Raw genomic sequence first — 17,383 nt, forward strand, 5'->3', positions numbered from 1 at the left:
GGTTCGCGGTGCCTCTCCTATTCCTATTTCTGTGGGAACTCGCGCGCCACACCACCCGCGTGATTTCGAGCTGGCCGAAAATCCCACGCGCGTGGGCCGGCGCCTTTGAAGTTTCGCTCGGAGCGCGCCACACCACCGCCGACACGAAACCGCGCATCTGGCTATGGTTCGGACTCGCGCTTTGCATCGTCGCCCTCGCGCGGCCGCAATGGGGCGTGATCCAGGAGCAAGTCTTCGATCAATCGCGCGAAGTCCTCATCGCCGTAGATCTTTCAAAATCCATGCTCGCGCAAGACGTGAAACCCTCGCGTCTCGATCGCAGCAAATTGTTGATTCAATCATTGCTCGACGGTCTCAAAGGCGAGCGCGTGGGCTTGCTGATGTTCGCCGGCACGGCGTTCCTGCAAAGCCCGTTGAGCGCCGACTACGAAATCCTGCGTGAGTTTCTGCCGTCGATGAATCCCGACTACCTTCCCGAGGGCGGCTCGAATTATAAAGCGATGCTGGAAACTTCCATCCAAGCCTTCGGCACATCGACCGCGGATCGCTACCTGATTATTTTGAGCGACGGCGAAAGCACCACCGACGATTGGAAGACACTCGCGGATTCGTTGAAACAGAAAGGGATTCGCGTCATCGGACTCGGCGTCGGCACCGCGCAAGGCTCGTTCATTCCCGACGGCAACGGTGGCTTCGTGAAAGACGAACGCGGCGCCGTGGTGATGTCGCGCTTGAGCAGTGCCACGTTGCAAGAACTCGCTCAACTCACCGGCGGCGCCTACACCGACGCGAGCGCGTGGATCGACTTGTCCGCACTGCTCAAAAAAACCGTCGAGGCCGGCCAGAAAGGTGAATTCTCCGAGAAAAACACCGCGCGGATGATCGAACGCTTTCAATGGTTTCTCGCCCCCGGCTTATTGCTGTTGTTTGCCAGTTTCTGGACGGAATTCCCCGTGCGCCCGCGCGAACGCGCGCTGCCGATTGCTGGCGCAAAGAAAGCGATGCGCGCCGGTGGTGCCGCAGTCATTGGATTTCTGATGTTCGGCGCTTCGCCTCGCATCGAAGCCGCCGACGAACCGGGCGATGCCCTCGTCAAACCTCTCACGACCGTGGTCAGCCGTCTTTCCGAAAAGAGTGAGGTGACCGCGAAGGATTATTCCGAGTTAGCCCAGACTACGCTCACCTACGCTCAGCGTCTCAAAGGCAGCCAGCAATCGACGCCGGAAACCGTCGTGCGCGACGCCCTGCAAGGCGTCGATGCCGGCGAAAAACTCGACGCCAAAGCGGCCGACTGGCCGCGCGTGCGCAAGGAATTGGAAGAGCTGCTGAAGAAAGAGGAAAAGTCCGAAGAAGAAAAAAAGCAGGACGAAGAAAAACAGAAACAGGATCAGCAAAAGCAGGATCAACAGAACAAGGATCAACAACAGCAGCAGAAGGATCAGGAAAAAAACCAGGACCAACAGCAGTCCGATCAACAAAAACAGGATCAACAGAATCAACCAGGCGAGCAGCAGGATAAAGACGGCAAGGATTCCAAAGATGCCTTCGGCGACATGAAGGATGATCCCAATCAAAAGCAGTCCGAGGAAAAGAAGCCCCAGCCGCAGCCCCAATCCGGCACGCAAAAAGTCGGTGGCCAGCAGGACAAAAAAGCCGAAGGCGAACTCCAGGATCCCAACCTCGCGATCCCGCTGCAAAAACTCGAACAAGTCCGCAATCAGGACTCTCCCGCCAAGCTCCAACAAATCATGCAGGGCCAGCAAAAGCAGCCCGCTCAAAAAGGTAAGGACTGGTAACCCGTATGCGTTCCGCGAAATCTTTTCTCGTTCTCTTTCTCGTTCTCTTTCTCTCGGAGAAACTCCTCGCGCAAACCGTGCGCTGGAACCCGCCCGGCGGCCAACTCGGCTTTAATCAAGTAAGCGAACTCACCCTCGCCTTTGAAGATTGCGAACCCGACGGCGACCCGCGACTCCCGCAAATCACAGGCCTGTCGGTCGGCCGTCCCTCGCAGAGTTCGCAGACGAGCATCGTCAATTTCAAGATGACGCGCTCCTTCTCGCTCATCTTCCCCGTGCGCCCCGGCACGCGCGCCGCGATCACGATTCCGTCTTTTGAAGTCCAAACCGACAAGGGCGCCATTCGGGTCCCTGCCGCCAACTTTACCGTCGGCGATACGCCCGTCGGAAGTTCCGGCCTCGCGATCGACGACATCGCCGCCGCCAGTCTCGCGACCCCGAAACAAACGTTCTGGGCCGGAGAAGTATTCCCAGTGAACTATTCGCTGAATGTGCTTCGCCGTTACTACCACTCGCTCGCCAGCCAAGTCACGTGGGCTCCCGCGCCCTTCGTGGCGGAAGATTGGAATAAACCGGAGCCCAACGAAGTGCTCATCAAAGGCGAGCGCCGTGTCGTCTCCGATCAGACTACGCGCGCCTACTCCAAACAGCCGGGCACCTTCACGCTCAAGCCCGCCTCGCAGATGGTGAACCTCATGGTCGGCCAGAGTGGCTTCGGCTTTTTCGCCCAAGCCTCCGTCGAACAACGCCAGCTCGATACCAAACCCATCGACATCACCATCAAGCCACTTCCCGCCGCGCCTGCCGATTTTTCCGGAGCCGTGGGCAACTTCGCTTTCGTTTCGAAAGTCGTCCCGACCACCGCGGCCGTCGGCGAACCCGTCACGTGGACGCTCGAACTCACCGGCACCGGCAACTGGCCCGACATCACCGGCCTGCCGCAGCGCGAAGCCTCCAACGATTTCCAAGTCGTCCAGCCCAAGTCGAGACGCACCATGAAAGACGGCGCGCTATTCGAAGGCTCGCTCACCGAGGACGTCGTGCTGATGCCGACCCGGGCCGGCACTTACCAACTCGCAGCGGTGCGCTTCACTTACTTCGACACCAAATCCGGGACCTACAAAACGATCACCAGCGCGCCCGTCACCGTGACCATCACCGCGCAAGCCGCCCAGCCCGCCACGAGTTCCAACGCGCCGATCCAATTCTCGCTTCCCCCTGCGACCAATACGGCGTCCGCGCCAGAACTGCCTACGCCAGTTGCACCGGTGGCACCGGAAAATCTTCCGCGTGAGCCCATCGCTGATTCGAGCCGTGGTTTTGTGCCGATGGCGATGCGCCCACTCGTCATCGCGTGCGTGCTCGCCGCCACCCTCGTTCCCTTGATCTTGTGGCTCGTGCTCGCCGCGTTGCGCTCCAAACAGCGCGACCCGCAACGCCACCGCCGCGAAGCCCTCGCAAAATTGCGCACCGCGCTCACCGAACTCAACGGCTCTGCCCCTGCAAAACCCGAAGCGTTGCGCAACTGGCAGCACCACGCCGCCAGCGTCTGGGCGATCCCGCACGCCGCGCCGGGCACAACCTTGCTTAAAAAACGCATCGCCGCCCAACACGGCGACGCCGAAAAATGGACGACCCTCTGGAGCGAATCGGAACGCGCCTTGCACGGCCGCACGACGGCATTGCCGGGCGATTGGGTCGCACGCGCTGAGACTGCCGCACGAGAAGTCAACGTGCCCGCGTGGGCGCCTTTCTCGCTGTTCGCGCCACGGAATCTATTTCCATTTCTGTTCGCGCTCGCGATCGCGCTGACGCCCTTCACTGGCCACGCCGACACCGGCACCGACGCTTACAAAAAAGGCGACTTTGCCACCGCCTCCACTGACTGGGCCAAGACCCTGCCGTCCTCGCCCCGCGACTGGACCGCGCGCCACAACCTCGGCCTCGCGCTCGCGCAGCAAGATCGCTGGAACGAAGCCGCCGCACACTGGACGAGTGCGTTTCTGCTTAACTCGCGCTCCGAGACCACGCGCTGGGACCTTTCGCTTGGCTTGCAGCGCTCCGGCATGGCTCCGCCGACCTTGGTCGAGCTGTCGCACGGCGAAGGACTTTTTTCCATTGTGCGTCTCGCCACCCCCGGTGAGTGGCAACTCATCCTCGTCGCTGCAGCGCTGCTGCTCGCCGCCACCGTGGCTGTGATGCTGCTGAAAGGGTTCAAACGCGTCGGCGCCTGGACGTTGCCCGCTTCGCTGATCGGATGTCTCGTCGCGGTGGTGCTCGCCAGCGCCGCGACGTTCAGCCTCCACGCTTACGGCGACCTCGCGAATCCGCAGGCCGTGTTCGTCTGGAAAGCCTCGACGCTGCGCAGCATTCCCACCGAAGCCGACACCACGCAGAAAACCTCCCCACTCTCACCCGGCTCGATCGCCGTCGCTGAAAAAACTTTCCTCGGCTGGACGAAACTGAACTTCGCTGGCGGCCAAAGCGGCTGGGCTCGCACGGAAGATTTGGTGAGACTGTATCGGTAGGTTGCACGCAACGTGGCTCGCTTGCGAGCCACCTGCGACCCGCGCTCCCACCTATTTCGTCTGATACCACTTCGCGTCGCCGGGCTGATGAGTCCAGTTATCGAGCAACGGAAAAACGTCTTCGACCGTATTCGCGACCGCGTATTTTCCGCGGATGGTTTCGCGCATGAATTTCTCTTCGACGATCTTTTCGAAAAGCTTGATGAGGTCGTCGTAGTAACCTTCGTGATTCAGCAACACGATCGGCTTCTTCAACACTTCCAGGTGCGCGAGCGTGAGGATTTCCAAAATCTCTTCGAGAGTGCCCCAACCACCGGGTAACGCGAGGAACGCATCGGCGCGCGTCTCCATGAGCATTTTGCGTTCGCGCATGGTGATCACCGAAATGAGTTCGTCCGCCTCGGTAAACTCCAGCTCGCGGACTTTCATGAATTCGGGAATCACGCCGACCACGCGCCCGCCCGCCGTTTTCGCGCCGCGTGCGACCGAGCCCATCATGCCCGTCTTGCCGCCGCCGTAAACGAGAGTCCACTGGCGCTTCGCCATCTCGGCGCCGACGCGCGTGGCGAGGTCATAGTATTTTTGATCCAGTCGGTCGCTCGACGCGCAATAAACACAAAGTGAAGGCATGGGATTTTTTAACCACGAATGGACACGAAGGCACACGAATTCAATCCCGTCCTCCGAAACTTTCAGGTGGTTCTCATCCTATTCGTGTCTATTCGTGTCCATTCGTGGTTAACGCTTCTTCAGACTACCTCGGCCGCCTCGCCCCATCGCCCACGGGGCTGATGCACCTCGGCCACGCGCGCACGTTCTGGATGGCGCAGGAACGCGCCCGCGCAGCCGGCGGCAAACTTTTGTTGCGCAACGACGACCTCGATACCGCGCGTTGCCGGCCGGAATTTGTCGAGGCGATGCGCGAGGATTTGCGCTGGTTTGGACTGAGTTGGGTGGAGCCGATAATTGCCCAAAGCGCGCGCATCCCGCTTTATCGGGAGGCACTCGCGCAGCTCCATGCGGGCGGTTTTATTTATCCGTGCCATCGCTCACGCCGCGACGTCCTCGCCGCCGCCAGCGCTCCGCACGACGGCGATGAGAATAACGAACCGGTTTTTCCCGCGAGCTTTCGTCCGCCAGTCGACGCCTCGCTCCCTGCACTCACCAATCCCATCACGTGCAACTGGCGCTTTCGTGTGCCCGACGGCGAGACACTCCAATTCATCGACGGCCACTTCGGCGAACAACAGGCCGTCGCCGGACGCGATTTCGGCGATTTCCTCGTGTGGCGCAAGGATGACGCGCCCAGTTATCAACTCGCCTGCGTCGTCGATGACGCCGCGATGGGCATCACCGAAGTCGTGCGCGGCGCCGATTTGTTGAAGTCCACGTTTCGCCAACTCCTCCTCTCCCGCGCGCTCAAGCTCACGGCGCCGGCGTTCTACCATTGCCCTCTCGTCACTGACGAAAACGGCGTCCGCCTCGCCAAACGCCACGACGCCCTGTCACTCCGCGCCCTGCGCGAGCACCGCCGCACGCCCAATGAGATTCGCGCGAGTTGGTAACGCTCAGTCTCCCGGATTTTTCATAAAACTCGGCACGATGTATTCCGTGCCGAGCAGGTAGTTTCGGTAATAGAGCCAGAACACCAGGCCACCGAGCATGAACAGAAAAATCACATCGCCCATGCCGCCCGCGTTGGAGCGACTGGTTTTGCGGAGCGATTGCACGACCCAGCCGATGCCGGGCGCGATCGCAAAGGCCACGAGCGAGCCGCCAAATAACACCATGCCCATGATGAACAGCGTGCGCAGCAAGCCGTCGGTGATGAGCCGGCCTTTGTAGGCGACGATCTCGTTGCACAAGTTGAGCAGTAAAAGACAGCACGGGAGCACGTAATAGCGTTCGAGCGCGGCGTTGGTTTTTATGGCAGGCACGCCACGGGTCTGCGGGAAAGTTCACCGCTTGCCAAAACTGAAAATCTACGTTCCCAACAAGTCCCCGCATGGCCACCTACATTTACGAAACCATCCCCCGCCAGCCCGACAAGCTGCCGCGCCGGTTCGAAGTGGTGCAAAGCATGAAAGACGCGCCCCTGAAAACCGATCCGGAGACGGGTGAGGCGGTGCGCCGCGTCATCAGCGGCGGTTTCGGATTGATGGGCGTCGTTGAGAAAAAGTCTTCGAAGGCGCCGACTGCCGCGTCCGCCGCAAAAACCGCAGCGTGCGCTCCGGGCTGCGCGTGCCACCGCGGGCCACGCATTCCGTCAGTCTGAAGGTGGGCGTCGGTCTCCGCACCGACGCCTCAGCGCGCTCGTTCACAAGATCGCGCTCGCGACTTGTCGTCGGCGCGGAACCGGCGCCCCCCTTGCCCGCTTACAACTCGGTGTATTTCTCCGAGCGGCCCTTGGCTTTTTCGACAGGATATTTTTGCGCGTTCGCGGCCATCTTCGTTTCGATGGCGGCGGCGAGATCGATGCCGCAGATATTGGCGAACTCCAACGCATACACGACGACGTCGGCGAGTTCGGCTTCGATCGCCGGACGTTTTTTCGGATCGCGCGCGACGGCGTGCGAGTCTTTCGACTCCGCCCAGAGAAACGGCTCCATCAATTCGCCCGCCTCCGCGGCGAGTGCCATGCTGAGATTTTTCGGCGAGTGAAATTGCTCCCAGTCGCGCTCGCGCGCGAACGCCAGCACGCGTTCGCGCAGTTCGGCCACGGTGGTCTTCGCGTCGGTCATCGAATTCATGCGCGCTAGGTAGCCGCACGCTGCGCACGCCGGCAAGCCCGCTCCGCTTCGCGCCGGCCGGCACAGCGCGGCAGCAATCGCGACGATACACCCGTCATAATCCTAAAAAATATTTGTGAGCTGGCACAGGCCGTGCATTTTCAGGGCTTCAGACCATGAGCCACGTCCAACACCAGCAACGCCACCAGGCCGCCTGCACCCAGATTATCTGGGCAGGTCAGCCGATTGGTTGCGTGCGCATGGACCAGTGCTCCTCCAATTGGCTGAAAAAACCGACCCGACCGGGCTGCCTGCGCTGATTTCGACCTCCAAGGTCTTAAAAAAGCAAAATCAGGAGTCCCGGCGGTCACCAAACCGACGAACGCTTACCCATTTTCTATTTTTCCAATGCATACCATCATCCATCGCCTCAACCACAGCCGTTTCCCCGCCAGCACGCCGGAAAGCAAACAGGCTTTCCGCTCGCCGCATTACGAGTGCATGGATCTCCCGCAGGCCCTGAAACTCGACCTCTACGTGCCGGGCGTCGACGCGAGCGGTGTGGACATCACCACGCATGGTCCTGACCTCTTTGTGACTGCCCGCAAAACCCACCACATCCGCGCCAACTGGCAAGCGCTGCACCTCGAAACGGTGCAACGCGATTACCAGCTCAAGCTGCGGCTCGGTGCTAGCTTCGATTTCGAAGCCCTGCAGGCCTCCGTCACCCGGGGCGTGCTCACCATCGTGTTGCCGAAAAAGGAAACCGGCCTCGCCGGTCTCCCAATTCGTCAACGCCAGGTGGCATAGCTTCCGGGCGGTTCTCAACCGAGCACGCAGCCGGAACCTGATCTTGGGTTCCGGCTGTTTTGTTTTCGCGCGCAAATATCCGCCGCACATTCGCCGCGACTCGCGCGCTACGGGAAATTTCCGAGTGCTTGAGAAGAAACCTGCCCGATTTTCGAGCGTCTCGAAAAAAGTTAGTATTACCCCGTTCCGATTAACGACCGTGTGGCCCGCGCGAACGCTCCCGTGTGACGATCTCGTGACCGCGCAGAATTATTTGGAATATTTTGGAACAATTCATTCGTTACTGCGTTCTCCCTCTACGAGTGCGCGTTCTGACCAAACCGCCTCGACTAAAAAAATCCCAAACACCCTCAAAGCCATGACTCACTTCCCCGCCAATCCCCGTAAGCGCCCGATGGCCGTGATCGCCTCCGCACTCGCTCCGATCCGTGACGCCCTGAATCGCGATATCGTCTGGAATCGCCCGCTCTTCAAAGCGCCGGATGTGCTCAACGCGAACTTCCGACCGGATCCATTGCCCTTCATGGCGCAACGCGTCACCGAGCGTTCGGCATCCCGCGAATAAAAATTCAGCCAGCCATAGCGCGAGCCGCCTCTTCAGGCGGCTTTTTTTACGCTCAAAAGGTGGGCGTCCGTCTCCGCACCGACGCCTCAGTGGGAGCGAGAAATGATTTCACGAGCGCGGACCGTCGCCGGTGCGGAGACCGACGACCACCCTCACTTCTCCCGCACCAGCCAGCCGCTGTGATACGCTGCACCCGCGTCCACGCGCAGCCGCGCTTTCATCGCGGGCAACACGTCGCGAATCTCCTGGTCGATTTGCCAGGGCGGATTCAACACGAGCAAGCCGCACCCTTTCATCGTCAGTTCAGATTCATCTCCGACGATGTGCAATTCAGCGAACAGCGTCGGCGGCGGCGCGGCCATCGCCATCAACCCCTGTTGAAACTGATCCGTGCGGGCGCGCTCGGTGATCGGATACCAGATCGCAATCACCGCCGACGGCATGCGCCGCAACGCTTCTAGCACCGCCGCGAGCACATCCACAAATTCCCGCTTCGTCTCAAACGGCGGATCGATCAACACCAACGCGCGTTTTTCCAACGGCGGTAGCATTCCCTTCAACCCGTTGTAGCCGTCGATGGCTTCCACTTTCACGCGCGTCTCGCGGGCAAACTCGAAATCCAGCGCCTCCGCGTCATCCGGCCGCAGCTCGCATAGCGCCATGCGATCCTGCGGACGCAGCAGCAGCTTCGCGATCCACGGGGATCCGGGATAAAATTTCAGCTCGCCGTCTACGACGCCGTTGCGGTCGTTGAAACGCTGGACGAGTTGCAGGTAATCATTGATCGCCGCCGGCAATTCCGCGCTCCCTCGCTGGTCCCAAAACCGTCCGATCCCCGCCGGAAATTCCGGCTCCCGCGATCCGCCGTCCGGCAACACCGAGGGCACCGATAAATCATAGCCGCCGCGCCCCGCGTGCGTGTCGAGATACAAGAAACCCTTTTCCTTGCGTTGCATCGCGCGGATGAGTTGGAGCAGCAGCACGTGTTTGAACACGTCCGCATAATTCCCCGCGTGGTAGTGGTGCCGGTAATTCATCTGCGCCGCGCCTTACGCCACTGGCACTTTCACGACGGTCTTGCGCACGACTCCCGGGCCTTTCCATTGCAGGCTCGGCATGTGGCCGTCTTCCGGAAAGAAAATCGTGGCGTCGCCCGCCCGCACTTTAAGCACCGAGGCGAGATCGGTGTGCGCGTATTTGATGAAATCACGGTCCTCGATAAACGGCTGCGTCACCGTGAGGCGCGCAATATCCTCCACTTCCATCAGCTCCTCGCCTTCCACGATCACCTGCACGTCGATGTAGTTGCGGTGGGATTCAAAGAAACCGTCCGGACGTTGCTTGGTGTTGTAAACCTGTTCGATGGCAAACGCTCCGCCCGCCAGATCGATTTTTTTGGACGAACCCACCTCAATCGCGCCGATGCGCGCGCGGCCTTCGCTACCCGGCGCAAGCAGCGCATGGACATAGGCAAACGCCGCCGTAAAACGCGGGTCGTTCGCAGCTTGGGCACTCAGTTGAGCGAAGGGAGCAAAGATAGCCATGCGCGCAGAATTGCCGCCGCCCGCGATTCGGCAAGGCGTAAGCTCCGGCACTTTCAATGCACCAGTCACCCTCTGCCGATTCCGTTTGCCGGACAGCGCGCCCGAAGAACGGGTCGTCGCATGAAGCCAGACTTTTGCGACAAAAGCCTTGAGCCGATTTATTTCGGCCCACTAGATAATCCGCATGAACCGCGCCCGTAATTCCCTGCTTTCTTGCGTGCTCACCCTGGCCGCTGTGGTCGGCCTCGAGGCCCAAACGTTTATCTGGAGCGGCCAAAGCACGGTCAACGGCAGCGCCGCCGCGCCCGCCAACTGGCAAGGCGGCACCGCGCCGAGCGGCACCGGCGCGGAAGACCTCGTCTTCGGTGACATCACCGGCACTCAGAATGTCGCCCAGATTCCCACGTCGGGATTTCACAACATCACCTTTAACGGCAACGCACGGCCCGAGTATTCCTTCACCGGCTCAAACACGACGTTAACCTTAACGGGCAACCTCACCGCCAACGCCGGCAATCCCAACGGCGGCAGTTCGATCGATTTTAGCAGCACGCTCGACATCCTGCTCACCGGGGGTGCCCACACCGTGGACGTGACCGGCACCATCGTGCACGTGCACAGTGATGTCCTCCAACAAACCGCCCCGGCCAGCATCGTCAAAACCGGCAGCGGCACGCTCTACCTGTCCGGCGACAACACATACTCCGGCGGCACCACGATCAACGGCGGCACGCTCATCGCCTACAACAACGATGGCACCACGCCACTCGGTTCCGGCGGTGTGACGGTCAACAACGGCGGGACACTGCAACTCAACTACGCCAACGTGCCCAGCACCCTCACCCTCAACTCCGGCAGCCGCCTCACCGGCCAGGGTTACATCAACGACGCCACCATCGGCTCAGGGGTAACGATTGCGCCAGGCTTCGGCGAATCCGGCTCCAACGCGATTGCCAGCCTCACCTTCGAAGACCTCACCTTTGGCCCCGGCGGCAAATTCGAGATGCAGGTGCGCTACGACTCCGAAGGCGGATTCTACAGTGACAAAGTAGAAGTCTACAACTCCGCCACCTTTACCATCAGCGCTACCGCTGCGAATCCGTTCACCCTCAAACTGATTTCTCTCAATTTCAACGAAGCCCCCGGCGAACTCGATGGCAGCTACCTCCTCGGACACACCTATTTCATCGACTTTGCTTACACCAACGGCGTCGCCGGCAGCTTTGTGCTCGGCCAGAATCTCCTCCTCGACCTCACCGAATTCGACACCGGCGGCGTGGAAATGGCGTTCAGCGTTCTCCAGCAAGGCAACAACTTCAAACTCGAGTTCACGCCCGTCCCCGAGCCATCGACCTACGCGCTCATGGCGCTCGGCCTCGGCCTCATCGGCGTCACCGTCTGGCGCCGCCGCCGCGCGAGTTGATCGGATTGTAGATCGGAGTTTATCTCCGACACGTCGCGCTAACGTCCAACCCACCCGCGCTTCACTCCATGAAACGCTTCGCCTGCTCGACTAACGACAGGAAATCCGCGCGGTAACCTCCCGCGTCGCTCCCGATTCCTTCGCGCGCCCAGGCCGATACTTCCGCGAGCGTCAGCGCGCCGCGATGCGGCGAATCCCGCAGCGCCATGCCAAATGCCGCCACCGACGCGGCGAATTTGAAATCCTCGCTCGCCTCGGCAAACGCCGCTCCCGTGTCGCGCAACGCGAACTCAAGCTTGTTGCTCACGTCGCCCGCCGGCTCCTTGTAGCGGATTTTCACCGTCAACATTTCCGCGCTCACGCTGCCTGCCGTGGTTTGCGCGATGACTGGCGTGTATTTCAAACCATCCACCGCCGGCACCGCGCCGGGCATCGTCACGCCCACCGGCACGACTTCGTAGAGCGCCGTCACCGTGTGACCCGCGCCGATTTCGCCGGCATCGACCGCGTCGTTGTTGAAATCTTCTTTCTCCAGCAACCGGTTTTCGTAACCGATGAGCCGGTAGGCCTGCACGACCGCCGGGTTAAATTCTACCTGCAGCTTCACGTCTTTCGCGATGGTCACGAGCGTGCCGCCTGCCTGCTCGACCAGCGCCTTGCGCGCCTCCTGCAGCGTATCGATGTAGGCGTAGTTGCCGTTTCCTTTGTCCGCGAGTTGCTCGAGCGTGCCGTCCTTCAAATTGCCCGCGCCAAAACCCAACACGCTCAGAAACACACCGCTCTTCGCCTTCTCTTCGATCAAGCGCACCAACTCGCCCTCACCGGTCACGCCGACATTGAAGTCGCCGTCTGTCGCGAGGATCACGCGGTTCACGCCGCCCGTCACGAAGTTGGCCTTGGCAATATCGTAAGCGAGGTGGATGCCCATGCCGCCGTTGGTGGAACCGCCCGCGCGGAGATGAGTGATCGCCTCTAAAATTTCCGCCTTCTGGCGCACCGTCGTGGATGGCAACACCAGTCCCGTCGATCCGGCATACACCGCAATCGCCACGCGGTCATCCGGGCGTAATTTGTCCACGAGCAGCCGCAGTGATTTTTGCAACAGCGGCAGCTTGTTCGCCGCGTTCATCGAGCCCGACACATCGAGTAGGAAAACCAAATTCGCCGCCGGCCGCGTTGCATCCGTGATTTCGCGGCCCTTTAGGCCGATGCGCACGAGCCGGTGCTCCGGCGCCCAAGGTGCGCCGGCCACTTCGAGATTCGTGGAAAAAGGCGCGCCATCCGTCGGCGCACGATACGACGCATACGGAAAATAATTCACCATTTCCTCGATGCGCACCGCATCCGCCGGTGGCCGACTTCCCGCCACCAGCATCCGCCGCACATTCGCATACGACGCCGAGTCCACGTCCACCGAGAACGTCGACAACGGCTGATCCACGACGCGCTGGTAGCCATTGTCGGTGCGCTGCGCATAAGTTTCGGCGTTCGCGACATCACGCCCCACCGCAAGAGTCATGCCCCCATAGACACTGCTAAATTCTTTAAACGTTACGCGACTCGCATTCCCACCCGCGCTTCCCATATAGCCGTTTGTCGCCTTGGTCATACGCACTGACTTCGGCTCGCGGGCACGAAAGTCCGCACTCGCCTGACGTGCGGCCTCCTTGATCGATTTCGGAATTTCAAACTGTTCGAATTCTGAAGACGGTGCGCCGACTGGAGCCGGAGCGACCGCGGCTGGACTTTGATGACTCTCATTCGAACCAAGCGGCACTTCGATCAACTGTTTGCGCAGCGGCGGCACATAATTCTGCTGCCAGATCACAAAGCCCACCGCGAAACATGCCGCCGCGAGGCCCGACACTTTCCAATACGGGAAGCCTTCGAATTTCTTTTCGTAATCGTGAACCGGTTTCGCCGGCGCCCCCGTAATCACCGGTTCCTCCACCAACGCGTTCGTCAACAGCGCGCCTGCTTCGCGGATCTCCGCGACGGCGGCCTGCGCGGCCTCGTCCTGCGCGAGCAACTGCTCAAACTCCACGCGCTCGCCCACGCCCATCTCGTCGAGCGCGTAGGCGGTAAGCCGCGGATCGTCAGGTAAAATTTTCTCAGAGTTCATTTCGTTTCGGGTCTCGGTGTGGTGTTATGTTTGTCGCGCCGTAGCTTCAGCCTAGGCGGACGTATCATTCCGGTTGCGCTGCCAGTGCGGAGCGCAGCGCCTTGATCGCCGTGTGCAGGATGAAGCCGACATTCGTCACCGACAGTGACGTGATCCGGCTGATCTCCTGATAGCTGAATCCATTTTGGAATTTCAGCCGCACGACTTCTTGTTGGTTTTTCGGCAGCGTGCCGATCAGGCGCAGCACGGCTTCATGTTGTTCCGTTCGCTCCATCGTCCGGCCGGGCAGCGGCTCGGGCGCGGTCAGTCGCTCGACCTGCCCTTCTTCAAACCGTTTCACGCGACCCTCCTTGCGCAACACGTCGAGGACCCGATTGCGGCAGACGGTGAACACCCACTCCGCGAGATGCCCTTCGACCTCCGCGCGCGGTTGCGCCATGAGCCGCACAAACGTGTCCTGGACGACATCGCGCGCCCGCTCGACATCGCCGTTGAGGAGGCGCGTCGCGTAGCGCAGCAGCGCGGCCTGATGGCGCAACACTGCCGCCGGCACAAAAGAGCTGGTTTCGTCACTGGCATGGGCGTTATTCGGTTCGTTATTCAAGCAACCTTGCTCCTCTACGCATCACCCCGGCGTTTCTTAGGAAACTTATCCGATTTAACCACGAATGGACACGAATTCGCACGAATGAAGAAACCCATCTGTGTTTATCTGCATTTTAAATTCCTCAGTATTCGTGTCCATTCGTGGTTCAAAATCAGAGCTTCGTCTCGCGGAAATCAAAGACTGCTTCCACCACGTTGCGCACGAGTTGTTCATCGGAAATCCCCTCGGAAAACTCCGGCGGCATCGCAGACAGCGAACGGAAATACGCCGCCAATTCGCCAAACAACTCCAGGCGTGCTTCGGGCGCGAATTGCTCGCGCCGAACCAACGCCTGCAACGCCGCCTGCGCGAGCGCGGGGCTGATGTTCGCCCGTAAGCGCGCCGTGAGATGACGCTGCCCGCGCAACGAATTGTATTTCGAAACCGCCAGCCCGCCCATGCCGGCGCCTCCCGGCAATGGCTCATGCACCACCACCGTTGCCCCGGCGACATCCCCGAGTCGCTGCGCTTTTTTCCCAATCAGCGCCACCACGCCGCCGGTTAAATACCCAAACGGCAGCGCGTCGACCGGCCGCAGCAGGTTGCGCACGACCACCTGCGAAAAACGCAGCGGCAGCCCGCGTTCATCCATCACGCGCAGACGCAGCAGCCGTTTGCCCACCGTCTGGCCGTTCCAACTCCACTCGAGCACAATCGCGTAGCCCGTCGTCAGCACGAAAAATCCGACAAACATCGCGCCTTGCGCAAAATCCGAACTCAGCGCGCCCATCAGCGCGAGCAGCGTCGAAAGCACCGACCACGCCGCCAAGATCGCCGCTTGATCCACGATCCACGCCGCGAAACGCGGGATCGGGCTCGCGAGCATAAACGAAAAACTCACGCCCTCCGGCGTGCGCACGCGCAGCAATTCCACCTGGTCAGCGTTCATCGGCGACCTCCTTTACTTTCCGTCCCACGAAAAAATAATACGTCACGAGCAACCCGCCTTCCACGACGCCGAAGGCGATTTTCCACGCATACGGGATCGCCGGCTCGTGATACTGCGACAAATACGACTCCACCACGCCGGCCCACACGAGCATCAACGCCGCGCCGCCCGCGAGCGTCGTGACATCGCCTGACACCGCCCGCAACCGCGCGCCAATCGGCCGCCCGTCGTCGCGCCCCAACACCGCTCCCGCGAGCACGAAACCCGCCTGCGCACCCACGAGGATCGCCGGAATCTCGATGATGCCATGAGGCAACAACCACCCGAAAAGGAACGTCGCCTCGCCGGCCAACAAATAGTCCACGACCACAGCCCCGAGAATAACGCCATTGTAGAAAACAATGATCACGGTCCCGAGTCCCCACGTTAATCCAAGCGCGAGGGCGAACAGCGTGACCTTGGTGTTGTGCGCCATCAGGTGACCGGCAAACGCCGCTTTTCTCTCCGACAACCGGTCTTCCATCGCTGCTTCCTCTTCCGCGACGCGTTCGCTCGGATCGCCGAGCAAATGCGAAAACGGCATAATTGCTTCCTTCGCGTCAGGATCGAACGCCACCGCGAATCCGCCCAACGCGAATCCCGCCAGCGTCACGAGGCACGCAAACCAGTAACCGCGCAGATTGCGCCGGAAGGTTTGCGGCAACGTCACTGCCAGCCACCGCCACGGACGAATCCGTTCACCGCCCCGCGTGCGGGCGCCGTGGATTTCCGCATAAGCGCGCGCCACGATCCGCTCCAAGCGCTGGCGCATCTCCGGCTCCGCCGAAAAACTCGTCACGCGTGCCAAGTCCGCCGCCGCACGCCGATAAAGATAATCCAGCTCCTTCACTTCCGCGACGGGCATTTCACGCCACGAATCTTCGTTCGAGCGCGCGAGGATCTCTTCGAGCCGTTTCCAATAACGTTCCTCCTGCGCGACAAACCGGTTGAGGTCGATAATCACAGCAACTGCCTCCGTTTGACCTGCAGATACTGGCTGACCAAATCCGCCGCGAGCCGCTCGTTTTCCAGCATCGCCGCCTTCACGCCCTCGGGCTGCAATTTGCCCGCCACGTCACCGGCTTCGCGCCACGCGAGATGGCCGGCCAGTCGGTCGTAAATTTCTGCGTCGCCCGCGACTTCGCGATCGAACAAGGGCTCGACGCCCGGCGCCCGCACTTGGTTCACCAACACCAGGTGTTGCCGCGAAATCACGCGCACATGCCGCGCAAACTCCTCCGCCAGCACCGGGTCTGTCAGGTCAGTCAGGAAAACCAGCAACGAGCGCCGCCGCAGCCGCGTGCGCAGCGTGGAAAACAATTCGGCGAAATCCGGCGTGGTCTCGCTCGGTTCCATCGCATGCACCGCCTCACGGCACGCGCCGTAATGCGTCGCGCCATTTCCCGCGCGCAAAAACGCGCGCACCTGCGCGTCGTGCACCACGAGCCCAAATCGATCGCCCTGCCGGCTCGCGGCCATCAACAACACCAGCGCCGCCGTGAGGTAGCGCTCCAGCGTCGTGACGGTTTTCCCGTCGTGCTGCACCGGTCGCGCGCTCAACCGCGACGCATCGACGATCACGTAGATTTCCTGCGTGCGCTCGACTTGGAAAACTTTCGTGATCGGCCGGCCGCGCTTCGCAGTGCCTTTCCAATGCACTTCATCGTAACTGTCGCCGGGCTGGTATTCGCGCAACCGCTCGAACTCGCGCCCGCGCCCGACCATCCGCCGGAGCCGCACACCCGCCTGGCCGCGTTCGAGAAACAGCGCCGCGAGTTGCCGGCGTTCGCTGAAGAGATTGGGAAAGACGCGCAACTCGGCCTTGAGCAGCTGCTGCGCGCGCAACTGCCAAAATCCCCACGCGGAATCCAATTCGAAACACGCCGGACCCGCCGTAAAATTCCCGCGCGGTTTCGGCGTGCACTTCCACTCGACCAGCACGCGCGGCCGGTCGGCGGGCAACGATACGACGATTTCTTTTTCCGCACTCTCGAACGATTCCGGCAACGCCAACGCGAAACGCGCGCGTTGCGGCCCGCCGCTTTTATTCACGATGACCAGGGTGAGCTTCGCTTCGCGATCCTTCGTCAAGCGCGACACCACCGGCGCTTCGACCACCGGCAAGCGGCCTTCGCGCAACGTGAGCAACAAATCCAGCGCCGCCACGATTCCCACCACGCCGAGAATAATCACGCACAGCGGCCACAATTCCGGCAACGCTCCCGCCGCGGCCGCGACTGGCACAATCGCACCTACCGACCACAATAAACGTTGGGCGGGAACCGGGATCAT

17 protein-coding genes are annotated in these 17,383 nt (G+C 61.1%); 7 read left to right on the top strand and 10 right to left on the bottom strand.

Annotated features, from left to right (window positions below; all coding sequences use genetic code 11):
* The first annotated feature begins 8 nt into the window (after positions 1-8).
* The gene (locus tag ACRRQW_RS02330) at positions 9-1,796 is read left to right on the top strand and encodes a VWA domain-containing protein (protein WP_438479643.1); all 1,788 of its coding nucleotides are present in this window, start codon (positions 9-11) and stop codon (positions 1,794-1,796) included.
* Between the two features lie 5 nt (positions 1,797-1,801).
* Complete coding sequence (locus tag ACRRQW_RS02335) at positions 1,802-4,324, top strand: BatD family protein (protein ID WP_438479644.1); 2,523 nt, start codon at positions 1,802-1,804, stop codon at positions 4,322-4,324.
* A 51-nt stretch (positions 4,325-4,375) separates the two neighbouring features.
* On the opposite strand, the gene ACRRQW_RS02340 is transcribed toward ACRRQW_RS02335, so the two are convergent.
* Positions 4,376-4,954 (bottom strand): TIGR00730 family Rossman fold protein, encoded by a 579-nt coding sequence (locus ACRRQW_RS02340; RefSeq protein ID WP_438479645.1) that lies wholly within the window; start codon positions 4,952-4,954, stop codon positions 4,376-4,378.
* Positions 4,955-5,058: 104 nt separating this feature from the next.
* On the opposite strand from ACRRQW_RS02340, the gene gluQRS reads away from it, so the two are divergent.
* Positions 5,059-5,889: a tRNA glutamyl-Q(34) synthetase GluQRS gene (gluQRS, locus tag ACRRQW_RS02345; RefSeq protein WP_438479646.1), complete on the top strand. Its 831-nt coding sequence runs from the start codon at positions 5,059-5,061 to the stop codon at positions 5,887-5,889.
* Between the two features lie 3 nt (positions 5,890-5,892).
* Here the strand turns inward: gluQRS and ACRRQW_RS02350 are convergent, their stop codons facing one another.
* Positions 5,893-6,261, bottom strand: a complete 369-nt coding sequence (locus ACRRQW_RS02350; protein ID WP_438479647.1) for a hypothetical protein — start codon at positions 6,259-6,261, stop codon at positions 5,893-5,895.
* A 68-nt stretch (positions 6,262-6,329) separates the two neighbouring features.
* On the opposite strand from ACRRQW_RS02350, the gene ACRRQW_RS02355 reads away from it, so the two are divergent.
* Positions 6,330-6,599: an FmdB family zinc ribbon protein gene (locus tag ACRRQW_RS02355; protein WP_438479648.1), complete on the top strand. Its 270-nt coding sequence runs from the start codon at positions 6,330-6,332 to the stop codon at positions 6,597-6,599.
* Positions 6,600-6,699: 100 nt separating this feature from the next.
* On the opposite strand, the gene ACRRQW_RS02360 is transcribed toward ACRRQW_RS02355, so the two are convergent.
* Positions 6,700-7,065 (bottom strand): nucleotide pyrophosphohydrolase, encoded by a 366-nt coding sequence (locus ACRRQW_RS02360; RefSeq protein WP_438482335.1) that lies wholly within the window; start codon positions 7,063-7,065, stop codon positions 6,700-6,702.
* A 396-nt stretch (positions 7,066-7,461) separates the two neighbouring features.
* Here ACRRQW_RS02360 and ACRRQW_RS02365 point away from each other — a divergent pair, with 396 nt between their 5' ends.
* Together ACRRQW_RS02365 and ACRRQW_RS02370 are read left to right on the top strand one after the other, a co-directional pair.
* Positions 7,462-7,863, top strand: coding sequence for an Hsp20/alpha crystallin family protein (locus tag ACRRQW_RS02365; protein ID WP_438479649.1), 402 nt, complete (start codon positions 7,462-7,464; stop codon positions 7,861-7,863).
* Between the two features lie 358 nt (positions 7,864-8,221).
* Positions 8,222-8,428, top strand: coding sequence for a hypothetical protein (locus ACRRQW_RS02370; RefSeq protein WP_438479650.1), 207 nt, complete (start codon positions 8,222-8,224; stop codon positions 8,426-8,428).
* Positions 8,429-8,580: 152 nt separating this feature from the next.
* Here the strand turns inward: ACRRQW_RS02370 and ACRRQW_RS02375 are convergent, their stop codons facing one another.
* Together ACRRQW_RS02375 and ACRRQW_RS02380 are read right to left on the bottom strand one after the other, a co-directional pair.
* Positions 8,581-9,465 (bottom strand): 23S rRNA (adenine(2030)-N(6))-methyltransferase RlmJ, encoded by an 885-nt coding sequence (locus tag ACRRQW_RS02375; protein ID WP_438479651.1) that lies wholly within the window; start codon positions 9,463-9,465, stop codon positions 8,581-8,583.
* A 12-nt stretch (positions 9,466-9,477) separates the two neighbouring features.
* Positions 9,478-9,972 (bottom strand): YhcH/YjgK/YiaL family protein, encoded by a 495-nt coding sequence (locus ACRRQW_RS02380; RefSeq protein ID WP_438479652.1) that lies wholly within the window; start codon positions 9,970-9,972, stop codon positions 9,478-9,480.
* A 184-nt stretch (positions 9,973-10,156) separates the two neighbouring features.
* Between ACRRQW_RS02380 and ACRRQW_RS02385 the strand changes: the two genes are divergently transcribed.
* Positions 10,157-11,395, top strand: a complete 1,239-nt coding sequence (locus ACRRQW_RS02385; protein WP_438479653.1) for an autotransporter-associated beta strand repeat-containing protein — start codon at positions 10,157-10,159, stop codon at positions 11,393-11,395.
* A 61-nt stretch (positions 11,396-11,456) separates the two neighbouring features.
* On the opposite strand, the gene ACRRQW_RS02390 is transcribed toward ACRRQW_RS02385, so the two are convergent.
* From ACRRQW_RS02390 to ACRRQW_RS02410, 5 genes are all read right to left on the bottom strand, one after another.
* Positions 11,457-13,517: a YfbK domain-containing protein gene (locus tag ACRRQW_RS02390; RefSeq protein ID WP_438479654.1), complete on the bottom strand. Its 2,061-nt coding sequence runs from the start codon at positions 13,515-13,517 to the stop codon at positions 11,457-11,459.
* Positions 13,518-13,581: 64 nt separating this feature from the next.
* Positions 13,582-14,070 carry an RNA polymerase sigma factor gene (locus ACRRQW_RS02395; RefSeq protein ID WP_438479655.1) on the bottom strand — a complete coding sequence of 163 codons (489 nt, stop codon included), beginning with the start codon at positions 14,068-14,070 and terminating at the stop codon, positions 13,582-13,584.
* 205 nt (positions 14,071-14,275) lie between these two features.
* Positions 14,276-15,052 carry an RDD family protein gene (locus tag ACRRQW_RS02400; protein WP_438479656.1) on the bottom strand — a complete coding sequence of 259 codons (777 nt, stop codon included), beginning with the start codon at positions 15,050-15,052 and terminating at the stop codon, positions 14,276-14,278.
* Positions 15,042-16,055 carry a stage II sporulation protein M gene (locus ACRRQW_RS02405; RefSeq protein WP_438479657.1) on the bottom strand — a complete coding sequence of 338 codons (1,014 nt, stop codon included), beginning with the start codon at positions 16,053-16,055 and terminating at the stop codon, positions 15,042-15,044. Before ACRRQW_RS02405 ends, ACRRQW_RS02400 begins: the two co-directional genes overlap by 11 nt.
* Complete coding sequence (locus ACRRQW_RS02410) at positions 16,052-17,383, bottom strand: DUF58 domain-containing protein (protein ID WP_438479658.1); 1,332 nt, start codon at positions 17,381-17,383, stop codon at positions 16,052-16,054. The genes ACRRQW_RS02405 and ACRRQW_RS02410 overlap by 4 nt, the downstream gene beginning before the upstream one ends.

This window comes from Oleiharenicola lentus, assembly GCF_051660365.1.
Taxonomy (GTDB): domain Bacteria; phylum Verrucomicrobiota; class Verrucomicrobiia; order Opitutales; family Opitutaceae; genus Lacunisphaera; species Lacunisphaera lenta_A.

Bases quoted from the DNA above. Each gene is read 5' to 3' on its own strand.
- ACRRQW_RS02410 (WP_438479658.1), bottom strand. From the start codon at position 17,383: ATGATCCCGGTTCCCGCCCAACGTTTATTGTGGTCGGTAGGTGCGATT.
- ACRRQW_RS02340 (WP_438479645.1), bottom strand. From the start codon at position 4,954: ATGCCTTCACTTTGTGTTTATTGCGCGTCGAGCGACCGACTGGATCAA.
- ACRRQW_RS02355 (WP_438479648.1), top strand. From the start codon at position 6,330: ATGGCCACCTACATTTACGAAACCATCCCCCGCCAGCCCGACAAGCTG.
- ACRRQW_RS02385 (WP_438479653.1), top strand. From the start codon at position 10,157: ATGAACCGCGCCCGTAATTCCCTGCTTTCTTGCGTGCTCACCCTGGCC.
- ACRRQW_RS02360 (WP_438482335.1), bottom strand. From the start codon at position 7,065: ATGACCGACGCGAAGACCACCGTGGCCGAACTGCGCGAACGCGTGCTG.
- ACRRQW_RS02375 (WP_438479651.1), bottom strand. From the start codon at position 9,465: ATGAATTACCGGCACCACTACCACGCGGGGAATTATGCGGACGTGTTC.
- ACRRQW_RS02390 (WP_438479654.1), bottom strand. From the start codon at position 13,517: ATGAACTCTGAGAAAATTTTACCTGACGATCCGCGGCTTACCGCCTAC.
- ACRRQW_RS02400 (WP_438479656.1), bottom strand. From the start codon at position 15,052: ATGAACGCTGACCAGGTGGAATTGCTGCGCGTGCGCACGCCGGAGGGC.
- ACRRQW_RS02335 (WP_438479644.1), top strand. From the start codon at position 1,802: ATGCGTTCCGCGAAATCTTTTCTCGTTCTCTTTCTCGTTCTCTTTCTC.
- ACRRQW_RS02380 (WP_438479652.1), bottom strand. From the start codon at position 9,972: ATGGCTATCTTTGCTCCCTTCGCTCAACTGAGTGCCCAAGCTGCGAAC.
- ACRRQW_RS02365 (WP_438479649.1), top strand. From the start codon at position 7,462: ATGCATACCATCATCCATCGCCTCAACCACAGCCGTTTCCCCGCCAGC.
- ACRRQW_RS02370 (WP_438479650.1), top strand. From the start codon at position 8,222: ATGACTCACTTCCCCGCCAATCCCCGTAAGCGCCCGATGGCCGTGATC.